At 62.0% G+C, this 16,386-nt stretch carries 14 protein-coding genes and 1 riboswitch; of the genes, 2 read left to right on the forward strand and 12 right to left on the reverse strand.

Annotated features, from left to right (window positions below):
* Nucleotides 1-202 precede the first annotated feature (202 nt).
* From BLV61_RS23015 to BLV61_RS23065, 11 genes are all read right to left on the reverse strand, one after another.
* A complete protein-coding gene (locus tag BLV61_RS23015) occupies nt 203-1,087 on the reverse strand; it encodes an alpha/beta fold hydrolase (protein ID WP_047526724.1) in 885 nt (294 codons plus the stop codon).
* Between the two features lie 311 nt (nt 1,088-1,398).
* Complete coding sequence (locus tag BLV61_RS23020) at nt 1,399-2,091, reverse strand: pseudouridine synthase (RefSeq protein WP_090467625.1); 693 nt, start codon at nt 2,089-2,091, stop codon at nt 1,399-1,401.
* A 33-nt stretch (nt 2,092-2,124) separates the two neighbouring features.
* Nucleotides 2,125-2,343 carry a cysteine-rich CWC family protein gene (locus BLV61_RS23025; protein ID WP_047526728.1) on the reverse strand — a complete coding sequence of 73 codons (219 nt, stop codon included), beginning with the start codon at nt 2,341-2,343 and terminating at the stop codon, nt 2,125-2,127.
* 6 nt (nt 2,344-2,349) lie between these two features.
* Nucleotides 2,350-3,837: a sensor domain-containing diguanylate cyclase gene (locus BLV61_RS23030; RefSeq protein WP_090467627.1), complete on the reverse strand. Its 1,488-nt coding sequence runs from the start codon at nt 3,835-3,837 to the stop codon at nt 2,350-2,352.
* 138 nt (nt 3,838-3,975) lie between these two features.
* On the reverse strand, nt 3,976-5,754 hold the full coding sequence (gene atzF, locus BLV61_RS23035) for an allophanate hydrolase (RefSeq protein WP_090467628.1): 1,779 nt from the start codon (nt 5,752-5,754) through the stop codon (nt 3,976-3,978).
* 24 nt (nt 5,755-5,778) lie between these two features.
* Entirely contained in the window at nt 5,779-9,423 is a 3,645-nt protein-coding gene (gene uca, locus BLV61_RS23040) for an urea carboxylase (RefSeq protein ID WP_090467630.1), read from the reverse strand.
* Nucleotides 9,424-9,709: 286 nt separating this feature from the next.
* Nucleotides 9,710-10,360 carry an urea amidolyase associated protein UAAP2 gene (locus BLV61_RS23045; RefSeq protein ID WP_047526735.1) on the reverse strand — a complete coding sequence of 217 codons (651 nt, stop codon included), beginning with the start codon at nt 10,358-10,360 and terminating at the stop codon, nt 9,710-9,712.
* Between the two features lie 11 nt (nt 10,361-10,371).
* The gene (locus BLV61_RS23050; RefSeq protein ID WP_090467632.1) at nt 10,372-11,097 is read right to left on the reverse strand and encodes an urea amidolyase associated protein UAAP1; all 726 of its coding nucleotides are present in this window, start codon (nt 11,095-11,097) and stop codon (nt 10,372-10,374) included.
* 13 nt (nt 11,098-11,110) lie between these two features.
* Nucleotides 11,111-11,899 (reverse strand): ABC transporter ATP-binding protein, encoded by a 789-nt coding sequence (locus BLV61_RS23055; protein WP_047526739.1) that lies wholly within the window; start codon nt 11,897-11,899, stop codon nt 11,111-11,113.
* Nucleotides 11,896-12,711: an ABC transporter permease gene (locus BLV61_RS23060; RefSeq protein ID WP_090467633.1), complete on the reverse strand. Its 816-nt coding sequence runs from the start codon at nt 12,709-12,711 to the stop codon at nt 11,896-11,898. Before BLV61_RS23060 ends, BLV61_RS23055 begins: the two co-directional genes overlap by 4 nt.
* Nucleotides 12,712-12,726: 15 nt before the next feature.
* Nucleotides 12,727-13,794: a putative urea ABC transporter substrate-binding protein gene (locus tag BLV61_RS23065; protein ID WP_047526740.1), complete on the reverse strand. Its 1,068-nt coding sequence runs from the start codon at nt 13,792-13,794 to the stop codon at nt 12,727-12,729.
* 60 nt (nt 13,795-13,854) lie between these two features.
* Nucleotides 13,855-13,955, reverse strand: a riboswitch (guanidine-I (ykkC/yxkD leader).
* Nucleotides 13,956-14,232: 277 nt separating this feature from the next.
* Between BLV61_RS23065 and BLV61_RS23070 the strand changes: the two genes are divergently transcribed.
* Nucleotides 14,233-14,478, forward strand: a complete 246-nt coding sequence (locus BLV61_RS23070; protein ID WP_090467636.1) for a hypothetical protein — start codon at nt 14,233-14,235, stop codon at nt 14,476-14,478.
* A gap of 167 nt (nt 14,479-14,645) precedes the next feature.
* Nucleotides 14,646-15,098, forward strand: a complete 453-nt coding sequence (locus tag BLV61_RS23075) for a hypothetical protein (RefSeq protein WP_047526742.1) — start codon at nt 14,646-14,648, stop codon at nt 15,096-15,098.
* 111 nt (nt 15,099-15,209) lie between these two features.
* Here BLV61_RS23075 and BLV61_RS23080 read toward each other — a convergent pair whose 3' ends face one another.
* Nucleotides 15,210-16,322 (reverse strand): enoyl-CoA hydratase/isomerase family protein, encoded by a 1,113-nt coding sequence (locus BLV61_RS23080; RefSeq protein WP_047526743.1) that lies wholly within the window; start codon nt 16,320-16,322, stop codon nt 15,210-15,212.
* Nucleotides 16,323-16,386 lie beyond the last annotated feature (64 nt).

A 16,386-nucleotide genomic window follows, 5' to 3' on the forward strand; every position in this document is an offset into this window, starting at 1 on the left:
GTTAAGCTGGAGTAATGCCATTGTGCGACACCCGCTCAGAGCGGTGACTTTGTACCAGATACAGCTGGGGATTTGAAGTTTTTCTTTACGTGGGGCGGGTTTAACGCAGTTGAAGCGCATGGCGGTCTATCGCGGGCAAGCCTCGCACGTGCAGGAATGCGTTTAACGCTGCGGGGCGAAACTTGCTCGCGATGACTCTGTTTCAGATTGCCAATGCATGGTGGTCCTGGACGTAGTGGTAACGCGGTCGGCTTTCGTGCTGTGCCGGTTTCAGGAACCCAAGCAGTGCGTTGCGGCTGTCCCGGCAGGCGGCTTTGTGTTCCATGTCGAGAAAGTGGCCGGTGGCTTCAAGCGTCGTGAAGGTGGCCTGCTGCACATGGTCGGCGAACAACCGGGCGCCTTCGGCGGCGGTGTATTCGTCCCATTCGCCGTTCATGAACAGCACCGGCACGTTGATTTGCTGCGCGGCCTTGAAGAAGCACTGGCGATCGCTGTGCAGCAGGTCGCTGATGTGGAAATGCATCTGCCCGTATTCATGATCGGCCAGGCTGCTGACGTGCCGGTAGTTGAAGCGCTTGAACAGCGTCGGCAAATGTTTGCCGATGGTGCTGTTCACCAGGTTGCCGACCCGGTCGCCATCGCGGCTGCCGAGATAATCCACACCGCGCTCGAGGTAGTCGAGCATGTGCGCGTTGATCTCCGGCGAGAACGAGCTGATCACAGCTTTTTCGATGCGTCGTGGCTGGTGGGCGAGTGCGACCAGTGTCGCGGCGCCACCCCAGGAAAACGACAGCACGTGTTCGGCGGCGAAGTGGTCGATCAGCTCCAGGAGGATCTGCCCTTCAACTTCCTTGGTCAGCAATTTCTCATGCAGGTTGTGGGCTTTTGACTTGCCCGCGTAGGGCTGGTCGTAGCAGACCACATTGAACTGCGGGTGGAGGTTTTTCACGGTTTGTGCAAACGACGCAGTCGTGGCCATCGAGCCGTTGACCAGAATAATGGTCTTCTCTGCGGCGTCTGCGCGATAGAACTCCGTGTAAACCCGATACTGACCCTGTATATCCAGCACAGCGATTTCTGGCCTCATGTCATAAGACTCCTGGCAAGCGGGTATGCGCGCAAAAGAGATTGCACGAGCTTTGTGACAGGTAGGCATACGCCTGGAATTTGAGAGGCCCATGTCGATCCGGTACGGCAGGTCGACGGGTATTATTATTGGCGGGCAGTTTGCCGGGGGAAGCGGAACCTGAAGGTTCTCTACCGGCAAAAAGTTTCTTAGAAGTACGTTGTGACTCGTCAGTCACATTTCGGCTGACGACCTGATTCAAGCAGGGGAGAAGCGATCGCGCAAGTGCCGTTGGTAAATTGTTCGACAACTTCTGCTCAGCGGTAGGCGGCTTAGATCATTTCGATCTCTTTGTCGCTCAGCGGGCGATATTCGCCCGGTTTCAGCACTTCATCGAGCACCAGAGGCCCCATGCGTTCGCGATGCAGGCGCAGCACTTTGTTGTCGAAGTGTCCGAACATACGCTTCACCTGGTGATAGCGTCCCTCGACGATGCTCAGGCGCGCGGATTTCGGCCCCAGCAGCTCCAGCCCGGCCGGTTGGGTGGTGAGGTCTTCGAAGGCGAAGTACAGGCCTTCGCTGAATTTGAGCGCGTATTCGGGGCCGATGGTCTGTTCGGTTTCGACGTAATAGACCTTTGGCAGTTTGGTCTGCGGTTGGGTCAGGCGCCGCGACCAACTGCCGTCGTTGGTGATCAGCATCAGGCCGGTGGTGTTGAAATCCAATCGACCGGCGATGTGCAGGTCATCCTTGTCCGGCTCATGGATCAGGTCGAGCACGGTCGGGTGCTGCGGGTCACGGGTGGCGCTGACGCAACCGGCGGGCTTGTGCAGCATGAAGTGGCGAACCGGTTTGCCGGCCTGCAGCACTTGGTCGTCGACCTCGACGCGGCTGAATTCACGGACTTCGGCGTGGGGGTCGCGGGTGATTTCTCCGTCAATCCTCACGCGTTTTTCCACCAGCAACAGGCGCACCTGCTGACGGTTGAAGCAAGGCAGATTGCTGAGGAAGCGGTCGACGCGCATGGCTAAGGATCGGCGAAAAAGGGGCCGCGCATCTTACTCGATTGGCCGGGGCGCCGCTTGCAACTGCGCCTCGACGGCGGCGCAGCGCGGGCACAGGCAGGACGCGTTGCGCAGCTCGAGCGGCAATGCCTGGAGTATCGCCGGGTCGATGCTGACGCCATAGCACCAGCACGCCCGGTCAGCGGTTCGCGGGTCGGCCAGGGTGCAGTCATTGGGCGCACCGCAGGCCGGGCAGAGGTCTGGCTGATTCATGAGTCGTTAGCCATAGACGGATTGAGGCATTTCCGAGCACGTACGGTTGCGGCCGGATTGTTTGGCCCGATACATCGCATGATCGGCCCGCGACAGCAGGGTGTGCAAGGTGTCGTCGACCCGCAGGGTGGTCAGGCCGATGCTGACCGTCACATGCAGGCTACTGCCGTTGTAGGCATAGCGCTGGTGTGCCACATGCTGGCGGATTTTCTCAGCGATCATCAGACCGGACTCACCGTCGGTGTCCTTGAGCAGCACGATAAACTCTTCGCCGCCCCAGCGGCAGACGATGTCGGATTGGCGCAGGCAGCTCTCCAGGTCCCGTGCGAAGCCGATCAGCACCTGATCACCGGCCAGGTGGCCGTAGGTGTCGTTCAACACCTTGAAGTGGTCCAGGTCCAGCAGCAACGCGGTCAGCGGTTTGGGTTCTCGCTGGGCTTCCTGCATCGCTTGTGCGGCCAGCAGGTCGAAGCCGCGACGGTTGGGCAATTCGGTCAGGCTGTCGAGGGTGGCCTGGGCCTGGATCTTGTCCTGATAGCGTTTGAGTGCCCGGTTGAGCAGTGCGAGCACGATCAGCGTGACGATCAGGCAGATCAGCAGGTTGAGGTAGAGCGAGCGACGGATGTCACCGAGGTCGCCGTCTTCGAGTTTGTCGACGAACAAATACCAGTTCAGCTCCGGGATGAACCGCACATTGAGAAAATGCCCCTGGCCCGCGCCGGAGTACTCATAGCTGCCGCTGTGGGGCTTGGGCAACTGGCTGACCAGGTTCTTCATGCTGTCTATTTCACTCAGCGATTGTCCGACCCGGGCGCCTTGTGGGCCACCCTCTGCACCGGTCAGCACCACGCGTCCGAAGGTGTCGACGAAATACACGCTGCGCTGGTAGTGCTGCTGGTACTTGTCGATCAGCTTGATCACCGCATCGACGGTCAGGCCGACACCGGCCGCGCCGATGAACCGGTTGTTGTAGTCGTAGACCTTGTAGTTGATGAAGACGGTCAGGTTGTCTTTGTTGGCCAGGTCGGGATCGACGTTGATCTCGTAGGGATCCTTCATGTCGCGCACACGAAAGTACCAGGCATCGCGGGGCTCGGTCACCTTGACCTGTTTCAGTACGCCCTTGGCGTGGTAGTAGGTCAGGCTGGCGTCGGAGATGAAAAACGCCGTGTAGGCGCCGTAATGGGTCATGACCTCGTTGAGGTAGCGGGTCATCGGCGTGGGATCGCGTTCGCCGTTGACCACCCAGTCGCGCATGAAGGTGTCGCGGGACATCATCGAGGAAATCAGGATCGGTCGGACCAGGTCTTTCTGGATTTCCGAGTAGACCGTGTCCGAAGTCAGTGGCAATTCAGTGTTGACGATGCTGTCGCGGATTGACGTTCGCGAAGCGTGGTAACTGAGAAACGAAGTGGCCAGGAAGCCGGCGCCCAGCAACGCGATCAGCGTGAGAATCAACGAGCGTTGAGAATACAGCGGCGAGCGAAGCGGCATGACACATTCCGTTGGCAGTAATCCGATGGCACGCATTCTAATGGCACTGCCGGGAAATAACTGCTCCATGTGTGCCACGAATGGTCGTAAATCTTGCCCGAACCTTGTGGGAGCAAGCTCGCTCCCACAGGATCACTGTCAGACGAGGCTTTTCAGATAGGCCCGCCACCCGCCGAAATGACTGATGTCCACCGCACCCTCCAACCCATAGGCCTCGCAGATAAATCCGCTCTCCCAGCGACCATCCGCCAGTTGTACTTTGCCCAGGCCCAGCGGCGCCGGAATGGCGGTCAGGAACGAGCCCAATTCACTGCTCGGCAATTCCCACACTTCTACGGCAATCGCCACGCCGCCCTCGTTCACCCGAACCATGCCTGGACGAAACGGCGGGCCGCCGGCCAGTGCATACAGTTGATAATCAGGCGAACTCTGGGTGGTTTCGACCAGCCGGGCCCCACGACGCTTCAATTGCCAGTTCAGTGCCAGGCCATCGAGGTGCGCCCCGCAGACCACCAGCCGCGCGCGGTCGTTCCGGGCCGCTGTCGTCGGTGCCGGGTCGGTTGAACCTTGCTGGCGCTGCAGGCCAGCCGCCACGCTCAACAGGTACTGGTCGGTGAACGCCCGCCCGAACAGCGTCACGCCCCACGGCAGGCCATTGCTCATGAAACCGCTGGGCGCGGCGACGGCGGCGTAATCGAGCAGGTTCATGAAGTTGGTGTAGTAACCGAGTTCCGAGTTGCGCAGCACCGGTTCGGCTTCAAGCTCCGCCCGCGTGACGGGGCGGCCGATGGTCGGTGTGAGCACGCAATCAAGACCTTCCAATGCCTTGTCGCACAGGGCCTTCAACGCTTGCAGCCGATACTGGGCGAGGAAGGTTTGCACCCCGCTGACCGCAGGAGCCTTGGCCAGAACGGCGCGGATCACCGGCAGCACGGCCTCGGGATTCTGCTCCATCAGTTCGCCGGCCACGCTGTAGCGTTCGGCCACCCACGGGCCTTCGTAAAGCAGGCGCGCGGCTTCGAGGAAGGGCGACAGATCAAGCTCCACGGCTTCACCGCCCAGGGCCTCGAGTTGCTCGATGGCCTCGGCGAACAACTGCGGCCCTTGCGTACAGCCGAAAAACTCCAGGTCCCGGGATCGCGGCACACCGAAACGAAATGGACGCAGCGCGCCGAAGGCCGAGCCGTCATTCCACAACGGGTTACTGCGGCTGTACTCGTCCCGTGGGTCGAGATGCGCAGTGAGCGCCAGCAGTTGGCTGGCTTCCCGTGCGGTGGCGGTAAAAGTGGTCACGCAATCGAGGGTGCGGCAGGCGGGCACCACGCCAGCGGTAGAGATCAGCCCCTTGGTCGCTTTGAGCCCCACCAGATTGTTCAGTGCCGCCGGCACGCGCCCCGATCCCGCCGTGTCGGTGCCCAAGGCAAAGCTCGCCACACCGAGCGCCACGGCCAGCGACGATCCGGCACTGGAGCCACCCGACGGATACTCCGGCAACACGCTGTTCGGGCATGCGCCGTAAGGCGAACGACTGCCATTGAGGCCGGTGGCGAACTGGTCAAGGTTGGTCTTGCCCAGAGGCACCGCGCCCAGCGCCAGCAGTTGCTCGACGATGGTCGCCGAGCGCTGCGGCACATAAGCGAAAGCCGGGCAGGCCGCCGTGGTCGCAATGCCCGCCAGATCGATGTTGTCCTTGATCGCGAACGGCACGCCGTACAGCGGCAGGCTGTCGATGTCGCGACCGTCGAGGGCGGCGAGGTAGGGTTCCAGTTCTTCGACACTGAGCACGTGGATGAACAGGTGATAGTCCGGGTTCAGCGCCGCGGCTTTGCATCGCAGGCTCAGCAACAATTGCCGGGGCGTGGTGCTGCCGTCGCGGTAAGCGTTGCGCAGGGCGTCGAGTTGCAGATCGATGTTCATGACGTTCGTCCTTTTCAAATGGGTTCAGTCGAGTTCCAGCACCACGACGCGTTGTCCGGCACGCACCGCCGAACCCGGCTGCACGCGAATCTCCCGCACAACGCCGGCCATCGGCGCGAGCAGCGGGATTTCCATCTTCATCGACTCTAGAATCACCAGCACATCACCGGCCTCGACCCGCGTGCCGGTGTCCACCTGGACCTGCCAGAGGTTGCCGGCGATGTGGCTGTCGACGCTCTGCTGACCGCTGGCCAGCGGTGCGTCTTCGGTGGTTTGCGCGACCAGCTCTTCGCTGTCGAAATGCGCCTGGCCGCTGGCGATCCAGCGTTCGCGCTCGGCATTGAAAGCGCCCTGTTGTTGGCTGCGAAACGCGGCGATGGTTTCGGCTTCCCGGGCCAGAAACGCCTGGTAGTCGGCGAGGTTCAACTGACTGTGTTCGATGTTCAGGTCGAAACGCCCGAGGGGAAAATCCCGACGGATGCGCAGCAGTTCATCGGCGCTCACCGGGTAGAAACGGATCTGGTCGAAGAATCTCAGCAACCACGGTTTGCCGTCGAACGCGGCGACTTCGCGGTAGCGATTCCACATCTGCAGCGTGCGCCCGACGAACTGATATCCGCCGGGGCCTTCCATGCCATACACGCACATGTAGGCGCCACCGATGCCCACCGAGTTCTCGGCGGTCCAGGTACGGGCCGGGTTGTACTTGGTGGTCACCAGGCGATGGCGCGGATCGAGCGGTGTGGCGACCGGTGCGCCGAGGTACACATCGCCCAGGCCCATCACCAGATAGCTGGCATCGAACACCGTGCGCTGCACTTCATCGAGGTTCGGCAGGTCGTTGATGCGCCGGATGAACTCCAGGTTGCTCGGGCACCAGGGCGCGTCCTTGCGCACGGTGGTCATGTATTTCTCGATCGCCAACTGGCACGCCGGGTCGTCCCAGGACAGTGGCAGATGGACGATGCGCGACGGCACTTGCAGGTCTTTGGCCGCGCACACGGCGTCCCATTCGCCGGCGACGATACCGAGCAGATCGGCCAGCGGCAGTTGTTCGGGCTGGTAGTGCACTTGCAGCGAGCGGATTCCCGGTGTCAGGTCGATCACGCCGTGCAGGCGTTTGCTTTCCAGTGCCTGCATCAGGGCGTGGGCGCGGAAACGCAGGACCAGGTCCAGTTCCGGCGCGCCGATTTCCAGCAGCAGGTGAGTATCACCGGACAGGCGCGCCACCAACCGCGTATCGTCCTGCCCAATGTCCAAAACCACAGGCGACACAACCCCCTGTGGGAGCTGGCTTGCCAGCGATGGGGCCCTGTCAGGCAGGATTGATGTGTCTGATACACCGCTTTCGCTGGCAAGCCCGCTCCCACATTGATCCCATTTCAACACGAGGTGGCGGGCAGTTTTGATATCGACCGGCACAAACTGCACCTTATCCCCGGCCTTGAGCTGCCCCAGCTGCCAGAGATCCGCCTCGATCACCGTCACCGGGCAGACAAACCCGCCCAGGCTCGGGCCGTCCGGACCGAGGATCACCGGCATGTCGCCAGTGAAATCAACGGCGCCGATGGCATACGGATTGTCATGGATGTTGGAGGGATGCAGGCCGGCTTCACCGCCGTCGGCACGCACCCATTCGGGCTTCGGCCCGATCAGTCGCACGCCGGTTCGGCTTGAGTTGAAATGCACTTCCCACTGCGTCGCGAAGAAGGTGCCGATGTAGTTTTCGGTGAAGTATTCCGGTGCGCCATGGGGGCCATAAATCACCCGGATCTGCCGCACGGCAGGCAAATCGCAGGCTTGAGTTTCAGGCAGTTGCGCACCGACGCTGCGGTCATTCAACGCCGGTACATGCAACACATCACCCGCCCGCAAGGCGCGACCGCCATGGCCGCCGAACTGGCCGAGGGTGAAGGTGCTTTTGCTGCCCAGATAATCCGGTACTTGCAGGCCACCACGCAGGCACAGGTAGCTGCGCGCGCCGGCCCCGGCCATGGTGCCGAGACTCAAGGCCGCGCCGGCCGGAACCAGGAGCGCCGTATTCATTGGCACCGATTCACCGTTCAGCGTCAGGGGAATCTCTGCCCCGGTCACTGCCACCACCGCGTCGCAATTGAAGCGCAACAATGGCCCGCTCATGGTGATTTCCAGCGCTGCCGCCCCCTCATCGTTACCGAGCAGACGGTTGCCCAGGCGCAGCGCGCGACTGTCCATCGGCCCCGACGGCGGTACGCCGACTGCCCAATAGCCGAGGCGCCCCGGATAGTCCTGAACGCTGGTCTGGGTACCGGCGCTCAGCACTTCGAAGGTGTTGGCCTGATACACCAGGCCTTCCAGGCAGCGGGTCCATGGCTGGCCGCTGGCGAAGGGCGCATCGAGCAGAATCTGCCGCAGGTAATCGCGGTTGGTCTCCACGCCGTAGAGCAGGCTGTCGCCCAAGGCTTGATGCAGATCGGCGCGGGCCTGTTCGCGTGTCGGTGCCCAGCTGATGACCTTGGCGATCATCGGGTCGAAGTACGGCGGGATCTCGCAACCGGCCTCGACCCAGGTGTCGATGCGCAGTTGGATGCCGTTGGCGGCGGGAAAATTCACAGCTGTCAGCAAGCCTGGACTGGGTTGAAAATCCCGGCCCGGATCTTCCGCATACAAGCGCGCCTGAATCGCATGACCTTCCGGCCTTAATCCCTGACGCAAGGCGTGCAGTGGCGGCAAATCACCGGACGCCAGTTGCACCATCCAGCGCACCAGGTCCACACCCCACACCTGTTCGGTAACACCGTGCTCCACCTGCAGGCGGGTGTTCACTTCCAGGAAATAGAAGCGCTGGGCATCGCTGTCGAACACAAACTCGACGGTGCCGGCGCTGCGGTAATTCACCGCTTTGGCCAGTTTGATCGCCGCTGCGCAGAGCTCATCGGCCATGCCGTCGGGCAGGTTCGGCGCCGGGGTTTCTTCGAGGACTTTCTGGTTGCGCCGTTGCACCGAACAATCGCGCACACCGAGGGCAATCACCTCGCCACGGCCATCGCCGAACACCTGCACTTCCAGGTGCCGGGCGCGCTGAATGTACTTCTCGATGAACACGCCAGCATCGCTGAAGTTGTTCTGGCCGAGGCGCTTCACGGCCTCGAAGGATTCGCTCAACTCGGCCGCGCTGCGGCACACGCGCATGCCGATGCCGCCACCGCCGGCGGTGCTTTTGAGCATGACCGGGTAGCCGACCTGCTCGCCAGCGATCAGGGCCGCGTCGAGGCTGTCGAGCAACTCGGTGCCTTCGAGCATCGGCACACCGTGTTGTTTGGCCAGGGCGCGGGCGGTGTGTTTGAGGCCAAACACGCGCAGCTGCTCTGGCGTCGGGCCGATAAACGCAATGCCGGCGCTTTCGCAGGCTTCGGCGAACGCGGCGTTTTCCGACAGAAATCCGTAGCCGGGATGAATCGCCGTGGCGCCAGTGACCTTGGCGATGGCGAGGATTTTGTCGACCGCCAGATAAGTGCCGGAGGCCGCGCCTTCACCGAGGCTGTGGGCTTCATCGGCGTGCAGGATGTGCAGGCTGGCGGCATCGGCTTCGGAGTAAACGGCAACGCCCTGGACTTGCAGGTCGCGCAAGGTACGCAGGATGCGGCAGGCAATGGCGCCACGGTTGGCAATCAGGACTTTTTCGAACATGGCATAACCCCTGAAGGGGATGCGGGCCGTCCCGCAGTTTTCGATGAGCGCCGGGGTCGTCCCCGACGGAAAAATCTTTTTTTCTTCAACGCTCACCCCTGTAGGAGCGAGCCTGCTCGCGATGGACGTGAACGATGACGCGTAGCACCAGATGCCCAGCGGTGGCCTCTGGTTTTTCGCGAGCAGGCTCGCTCCTACAGTGGCTGGTGGTGTTCTTTAGGTTTGGTGCACTGCCCCGAACGGGCCTGGGACAGGGCAAACAACCAGCGGCGCAAACGGTTGAGTTTCAGTTCCATACCAGTAGCTCCGCAGGCGTCGGGTTGTAGGCGTTGCACGGGTTGTTCAGTTGCGGGCAGTTGGAGATCAGCACGATCACGTCCATCTCGGCGCGCAGGTCGACGTATTTGCCGGGCGCGGAAATCCCGTCCTCGAAGGTCAGGCCGCCGTCAGCGGTGACCGGCACGTTCATGAAGAAGTTGATGTTCGGCCCGATGTCGCCCTTGCCCAGGCGCCCGTCGTGCACGCAGGCGCGCAGGTAGTTGTCGCGGCAGCTGTGCATGTAGCGTTTTTCCAGGGCGTAACGCACGGTGTTGCTCTCTTGTGCGCAGGCGCCGCCGAGGGTGTCGTGACGGCCGCAGGTGTCGGCGACGAGGGTCAGCATCGGCTTGCCGAGGTTGGAATACAGCACGCTGCCGGTGCTCAGGTAGACGCTGTTCTGCCGACGCAAGGTGCGTTGCACGTCGTAGCGTTCTTTCGGGTTGGCGACGCTGTAGAACAGGGTGTCGACAGCCTGGTTGCCTTCCAGGTCAAGGATGCGCAGGGTCTGGCCAGCCTTGACCTCCATCAGCCAGGGTTCGCCGGCGGGGATGGTGGCGCGGTAGATCGCGGTTTCTGGCTGCCGGTTGGTGGTAGCGGCGGTGGCGATAGCGAGTGACATGGCAGCGATCCTCAGGCGAACAGACGGTCGGTGTTGATGAAGCCGCGCTCGTTTTCCGGGCGCGAGGTGCGGCAGTGTTCGGCGACGCTGGCGTCGGCGTTCATCCAGCTGAGCTTCAGCGGTTTGGGTGCATAGTCCGGCGACGGGTCCATCGGGTGTTGCAGGGCGGTGAGCACCACCAGGGTGTCCATCGGCGCGTACAGCTCGATGTAATCGCCGGCCTTCGAATGGCCTTCGACGAAGTGGAAACGCCCGGCATCGTCGACGTTCACCCGGCTGAACAGATTGAGGGTCATCAGCAAGTCCGACAGGCCCAGCCCCCACTTGCCCAGTTCCACCAGCAGGTTGTCGGTGCCGTTGCGGAAGAAGCCGTTGCGCAGTTCCTGATAGCGGCCGGCGCCATATTTTTCCGCGACTTCTTCAGCGCACAGTACGCCGCCGAGGCTGTCGCTCCAGCCGCAGGTGTCGGCGGTGATGGCGGCCAATACGCGGCCCATGTCCGAGTACAGGCAATGGCCTGTGGTGAGCTTGGCGGTGTGCTGGCATTTGAGGCTGTCGGGCAAGTTCAGGCGTTCGGTTTTTTCATTGGCGTTGAGCAATGTCAGGCTGACGTTGGCGCCGCCGCGCAGGTCGGTCAGGCGCAGCAGTTGGCCGCGTTTCAGGACGAAGGAGCGATGGCCGCCGCCGGGGAGCATTTCTTCGGCGAAGGGCGGGAACAGTTGAGTCGAATCAGTCATTTTCAGAGTTCCTCTAAGCGATACGAAGCGTGCCTGCCAGTGGCATCGGCAGGGCGTCGACGGCGGCACGTTGGGCGCGGCGGTCGCTGTTCAAAGGGATGTCGTAGGTGATGCGCGCGCCATAGGCACCGGGGGCGTGCGGGTCGACGCGGACCTTGTCGAACACCAGCAGGCGCGTGCCGAGGCTGAAGCCTTCGGACAGGTCATGGGTGACCATGAACACTGTCAGTCGGGTTTCGCGCCACAGCTCCAGCAACAAGGCGTGCATGTCTTTGCGGATACCCGGATCGAGGGCGCCGAAGGGCTCATCGAGCAGCAACACACGCGGCTTCATGACCAACGCCTGAGCGATGGCCAAGCGTTGCTGCATGCCACCGGAAAGCTGCGCCGGGTACTTGTCCAGCGAGTGCCCGAGGCCGACTTTGTGCAGCAGCACCGAAGCCTGTTCACGGGCCTCTTTTTTGGCGCTGCCGAACAAACGCCCAAACAGCGGCGAGCGCGGCAGTTCCAGGCCGAGGGCGACGTTGTCCAGTACGCTCAGGTGCGGGAACACCGAATAGCGCTGAAACACCACGCCACGACTGGCGTCCGGTTCACCGGCCAGCGGCTGGCCGTCGAGCAGGATCTCGCCGCGACTGGCGCGCTCCTGGCCCAGCAACAGGCGCAGGAAGGTTGACTTGCCGCAACCGGACGCGCCGACCAGGGTGCAGAACTCACCCTCATTGATGTTCAGGTTCAGGCCTTCGAGCACCACCTGATCGGCGTATTGCTGCCAGACGTTTTTCACTGTGATGAAGCTCATTTGGCCGCCCCCTCATACCAGGGAAACGCGCGACGGGTCAGGTATTTGAGCCCCCAATCCATCAGCCAGGCGAGCAGGGTGATCCACACCACGTAGGGCAGAATCACGTCCATGGCCAGGTAGCGGCGCACCAGGAAGATCCGGTAGCCGAGGCCGTCGGTGGAGGCGATGGCTTCGGCGGCAATCAGGAACAGCCACGCAGAACCGAGCATCAGCCGCAGCGAGATCAACAGGCGCGGCAGCAACTGCGGCAGCACCACTCGCAGCATCAGGGTCCAGGTCGAGGCGCCGAGGGTCTGGGCCTTGATCAGCAACTCCACGGGAATGTCCCGGGCGCGCTGCTCCAGGTCTCGGGCCAGGGCAGGGGTGATGCCGATCACGATCAGCATCACCTTCGACAATTCCCCTAGGCCGAAGACGATGAACAGGATCGGCAGGATCGCCAGTGGCGGCACCATCGACAGCACCGTCAGCATTGGCGACAGCGGCGCGCCGAACAGCGGCAGGGTGCCAGCGGCCATGCCCAGGCACAGCCCGGCCAGCGCGCTGATGCCCAGGCCGATGGCCAGGCGGCGCAGGCTGGAGGCGGTGTCCTGCCACAGTACGTATTCACCGGTGCGGCTGTCGGCGACGAAGGCCAGGCGTTTGACCGCATCGGTCATCTGCACGGCGCTGGGCAGCAACTTGTCGTTGGGGTTGTCCGTCAGCCGTTCGGCCGAGCCCATGAAATAGGCGAACAGCACCAGGGCGAACGGCAGGATCACCAACAACAGGCGGCTCGGGCTGTCCGGGTGACGATTGATCAGGCGCATGGCCAAGTCCTCTTCTTACAGCTTGGCGTCGGCGGCCATCTGCACGTAACTCGGATCGAAGCGCAGCTTGAGGTTGCCCTTGTCGCCGCTGGTCACGCCGTTGGCGAAGGCCATGCCGACCGCGCTGGTGTCCTTGGCGCCTTCACCCAGCAAGCCGTGCTGAAACGAAAACTCGGCGACCCTGCGCATGGTTTCCGGCAATTGCTTGCTGGTGCTGAACGCCAGGGCTTCTTGAGGCGTGGCGAACAACTTGGTGGTGTCCAGCTGAGCCTGGAAACCGGCCAGGTCAGTGCCCGAGGCTTTGGCCATGTGCTCCAGCGCGCTTTTGCTCGCGGCGTTTTTCGCGTTCATCAGTTCGACGACTTCGAACCAGGCGCCGGTCAGGGCTTTGCCCAGGGCCGGGTTGTCTTTGAGGGTCTGGGAGTTGACCACCATCATGTCCATGATTTCGCCGGGGATCTGGCTGGAGTTGAACACTTCGGTCACCGCAGGCTTGGCCTTGATGTCCGAGAGCATCGGGTTCCAGGTGGTCACGGCGTTGACCTGATCGGTGTTGAAGGCCGCCGAGATATCGGCGTCGGAGGTGTTGACCACTTTCAGGTCTTTCTCGGTGAGGTCCACCGAATCCAGGGCACGGGCCAGCAGGTAATGGGACACCGACAGTTCGACGAGGTTGACGTCCATGCCCTTGAGGTCGGCGACTTTCTTGCCTTCGCCCTTGAGCACGATGCCGTCATTGCCGTTGGAGAAGTCGCTGACGATCAGCGCGGTGCTGTCGACGCCACCGGCGGCGGGGATGGTCAGCGCATCCATGTTGGTCATGGTGCAACCGTCGAACTGGCCGGCGGTGTATTGGTTGATCGATTCGACATAGTCATTGAGCTGGACCACATCGATCTTGATGCCGTACTTCTTCGCCCATTTGTCGACGATGCCTTGGCTGCCGGCGTATTCCCAGGGCATCCAGCCGGCATAGATGGTCCAGCAGACGCTAAAGTGGTCTTTCTGCGCGGCTTGGGAAGAGAGGCTCACGAGGGCGGCGAAGGCGGCGGCGAGCAAGGCGGGTAAACGAAGCTGGGACATGGTGGTTCTCCAGTTGGTCAAGGACGGACAGGAAGGCAGCGGCACCGCGAACGGTGGCTTGTCTCCCGGGCTTTTGTCCCGCCGTGTAACCTCAACTGGAGGTCGCCAACTCTCGGACCAGTCACTCGCGATTGCGAGCCGGAACCCTAGTTAGCCATTGCAAATTGTGGTGCCGCGAACCTGTAGTGACTCCTGCACGCTGTTGTTAAAGCGAGAGCCGTGCCAAGTCGCTTGAAGCGCTCTGGAATGCGGCTCAGGCGTGAGGTGCGTGGGCCGGCAGTGGGAAGGGCTGCCTTGTGATGGTGCGTGCGCGCACCGCAATGGGACGTGCCGGCCACTGATCCGAAGGCCGGCAGGGCACTGCACTCGGACGCGGATTGCGAGTCAAAACAGGTGTCAGTCGGTTGGTCCCGACGGCGGGTCTTTCAGGAGGCCGCCATGTTTCGTCGTGTGTTGCTGGTCGTTGTGCTCGGTCTGGGGCTTTGCGGCTGTTATTACTACGCCGGCCCCTACGATGTGTATCCCGCGCCTTATTACTATCCTGGCTACGCGCCTTATTCCTACTACTACGGCCCCGGTTACTACTACGCCGGTCCACGTTTCTATGGTGGCTATCGCTATTACTATTGGGGCGGGCATGGGGCGCGTTATTACCGCGGCGGATACCACGCAGGTCACCATTAATCAGCGGCTGAATAGATGAAAAACCTTTCACCGGCGAGATGTTTCAAGTTGTTACTAGATCGCACCAGATCCGGAATTTGATGTCAGATGTTTCGACAGTCACCGAATCATCGACTGTCGCCTGCCAGCGTCGCTGGTGTGGCTCACCCGCGGTCCAGGAGGCCGCCATGCTCTATCAAAAAAAGCTGCGCCGAATTCTACTGATTGCAGTGTTGGGATTGTCCGTGGGTGGATGCGTGGCTTATCCCGATGGAGGAGCCGGTTACTACAGTTCCGAGGTCTATAGCTCGCCAGCACCGACCTATTACGCCGGCGGCAGTTCCTATTATTCCAATGGCGGTGGTTACTATTCGCCACCGGCACGGTATTACGCCCCGCCTGCGCGGTACTACCAGCCAACCCCGCGCTATTACTCGCAACCGCGGATCTATCAACCGGCTCCGCGTTACTACCAGCCGTCGCGGGCCGACTACCGGGCGTATCAGAATCGCGGCTGGGACGGCCGTAACCGCGGCAATTGGGACAATGACCACCGTGGTGGCGGCCGCAACCACAATCACGACGACCGAGGCGACCATAACGGTCGGGGCAATCACGACGGCCGGGGTGACCACCGTTAATCCGGCTTAAGCAAAAATCCCTGTAGGAGCGAGCCTGCTCGCGATGGAGGATCAGTCACCACAGCGGTAACTGACCCAGCATCGCGAGCAGGTTCGCTCCTACAGTTTTATTTAATACTCCGACAGATCCGCCAGTGGATGGCGACCCTCCCAAACCTTGTGGAAATGCGCCTCCACCACGGCCTTCGGTACGTTGTTGATATCGGGCCAGTGCCAGTGAGGCTTTTGATCCTTGTCGATCAACCGTGCACGCACGCCTTCGCTGAACTCCGGATGGCGACAGCAATTGAGGCTCAGGGTGTATTCCATCTGGAAGACTTGAGCCAGTGACATATGCCGCGCACGGATGATTTGTTCCCATACCAGGTGCGCGGTCAGCGGCGAACCTTCGCTCAGGGTCCGCGCCGCGCGGCTGAGCAGCAGATCCGAGTGATCGCGCAGCGTGCTGATGGCCTTCCAGGCGCACCCCACATCACTGACATCCAACAGCTCATCGATACGCTGGCGCCGCGGCAACCATTGGGCTTCGGGCATCTTGGCAACGGCTTGCTGCTGCAAGGCCTTGAGCAGGCTGTTGAGCTGCCTCGGCGTCTGTTCCTGCCAGTTCAATTGCAACAAGCCTTCGATCAGTGCCTCTTGCTGTTCATCGAGCAGGAAACGGTCGGCCAGGTCCAGATCGATCGCATCACGCGCGTTCATGTGGGCGCCGGTCAGGCCAAGGAACAAGCCGAGCTTGCCGGGCAGGCGTGACAGGAACCAACTGGCTCCGACATCCGGGTACAGGCCAATACTGATCTCCGGCATCGCCAGGCGACTGCTTGGCGTGACAATGCGAATGCTCGCCCCTTGCAGCAGGCCCATGCCACCGCCAAGCACATAGCCATGGCCCCAGCAGATCAAGGGTTTGGGGTAAGTGTGCAGGCTGAAGTCCAGGCGATACTCCGCGGCAAAGAACTGCGCGGCCAGGGGTGGCACTTCGCCGGGATGGGCGCGACAGGCTTCGACCAGGCTGCGCACTTCGCCGCCGGCGCAAAAAGCCTTGGCGCCGTTACCGCGCAACAATACGCAGACGATTTGCGGCTCGTTGGCCCAGGCGTCCAGTTGAACGCGCAAGGCCTTGATCATCGGCAAGGACAGGGCGTTCAGCGACTTTTCGGCATCCAGGCTGGCGATACCGATGCGCGCGCCGTCGGTGCCGGTGAGTTCTTCGAAGTGCAGATTCATCGTGACCTCGATCGGGAATTTGAGGGTTAAGTATGATCGTTGTGTGGGAAAGTGCCGGATCTGC

The organism is Pseudomonas mohnii, from assembly GCF_900105115.1.
In the GTDB taxonomy this organism is placed as follows: Bacteria; Pseudomonadota; Gammaproteobacteria; order Pseudomonadales; family Pseudomonadaceae; genus Aquipseudomonas; species Aquipseudomonas mohnii.

What these genes read in the sequence shown, in the direction of transcription:
- BLV61_RS23015 (WP_047526724.1), bottom strand. Translation starts at nt 1,087, where the DNA reads ATGAGGCCAGAAATCGCTGTGCTGGATATACAGGGTCAGTATCGGGTT.
- BLV61_RS23020 (WP_090467625.1), bottom strand. Translation starts at nt 2,091, where the DNA reads ATGCGCGTCGACCGCTTCCTCAGCAATCTGCCTTGCTTCAACCGTCAG.
- BLV61_RS23025 (WP_047526728.1), bottom strand. Translation starts at nt 2,343, where the DNA reads ATGAATCAGCCAGACCTCTGCCCGGCCTGCGGTGCGCCCAATGACTGC.
- BLV61_RS23030 (WP_090467627.1), bottom strand. Translation starts at nt 3,837, where the DNA reads ATGCCGCTTCGCTCGCCGCTGTATTCTCAACGCTCGTTGATTCTCACG.
- atzF (WP_090467628.1), bottom strand. Translation starts at nt 5,754, where the DNA reads ATGAACATCGATCTGCAACTCGACGCCCTGCGCAACGCTTACCGCGAC.
- uca (WP_090467630.1), bottom strand. Translation starts at nt 9,423, where the DNA reads ATGTTCGAAAAAGTCCTGATTGCCAACCGTGGCGCCATTGCCTGCCGC.
- BLV61_RS23045 (WP_047526735.1), bottom strand. Translation starts at nt 10,360, where the DNA reads ATGTCACTCGCTATCGCCACCGCCGCTACCACCAACCGGCAGCCAGAA.
- BLV61_RS23050 (WP_090467632.1), bottom strand. Translation starts at nt 11,097, where the DNA reads ATGACTGATTCGACTCAACTGTTCCCGCCCTTCGCCGAAGAAATGCTC.
- BLV61_RS23055 (WP_047526739.1), bottom strand. Translation starts at nt 11,899, where the DNA reads ATGAGCTTCATCACAGTGAAAAACGTCTGGCAGCAATACGCCGATCAG.
- BLV61_RS23060 (WP_090467633.1), bottom strand. Translation starts at nt 12,711, where the DNA reads ATGCGCCTGATCAATCGTCACCCGGACAGCCCGAGCCGCCTGTTGTTG.
- BLV61_RS23065 (WP_047526740.1), bottom strand. Translation starts at nt 13,794, where the DNA reads ATGTCCCAGCTTCGTTTACCCGCCTTGCTCGCCGCCGCCTTCGCCGCC.
- BLV61_RS23070 (WP_090467636.1), top strand. Translation starts at nt 14,233, where the DNA reads ATGTTTCGTCGTGTGTTGCTGGTCGTTGTGCTCGGTCTGGGGCTTTGC.
- BLV61_RS23075 (WP_047526742.1), top strand. Translation starts at nt 14,646, where the DNA reads ATGCTCTATCAAAAAAAGCTGCGCCGAATTCTACTGATTGCAGTGTTG.
- BLV61_RS23080 (WP_047526743.1), bottom strand. Translation starts at nt 16,322, where the DNA reads ATGAATCTGCACTTCGAAGAACTCACCGGCACCGACGGCGCGCGCATC.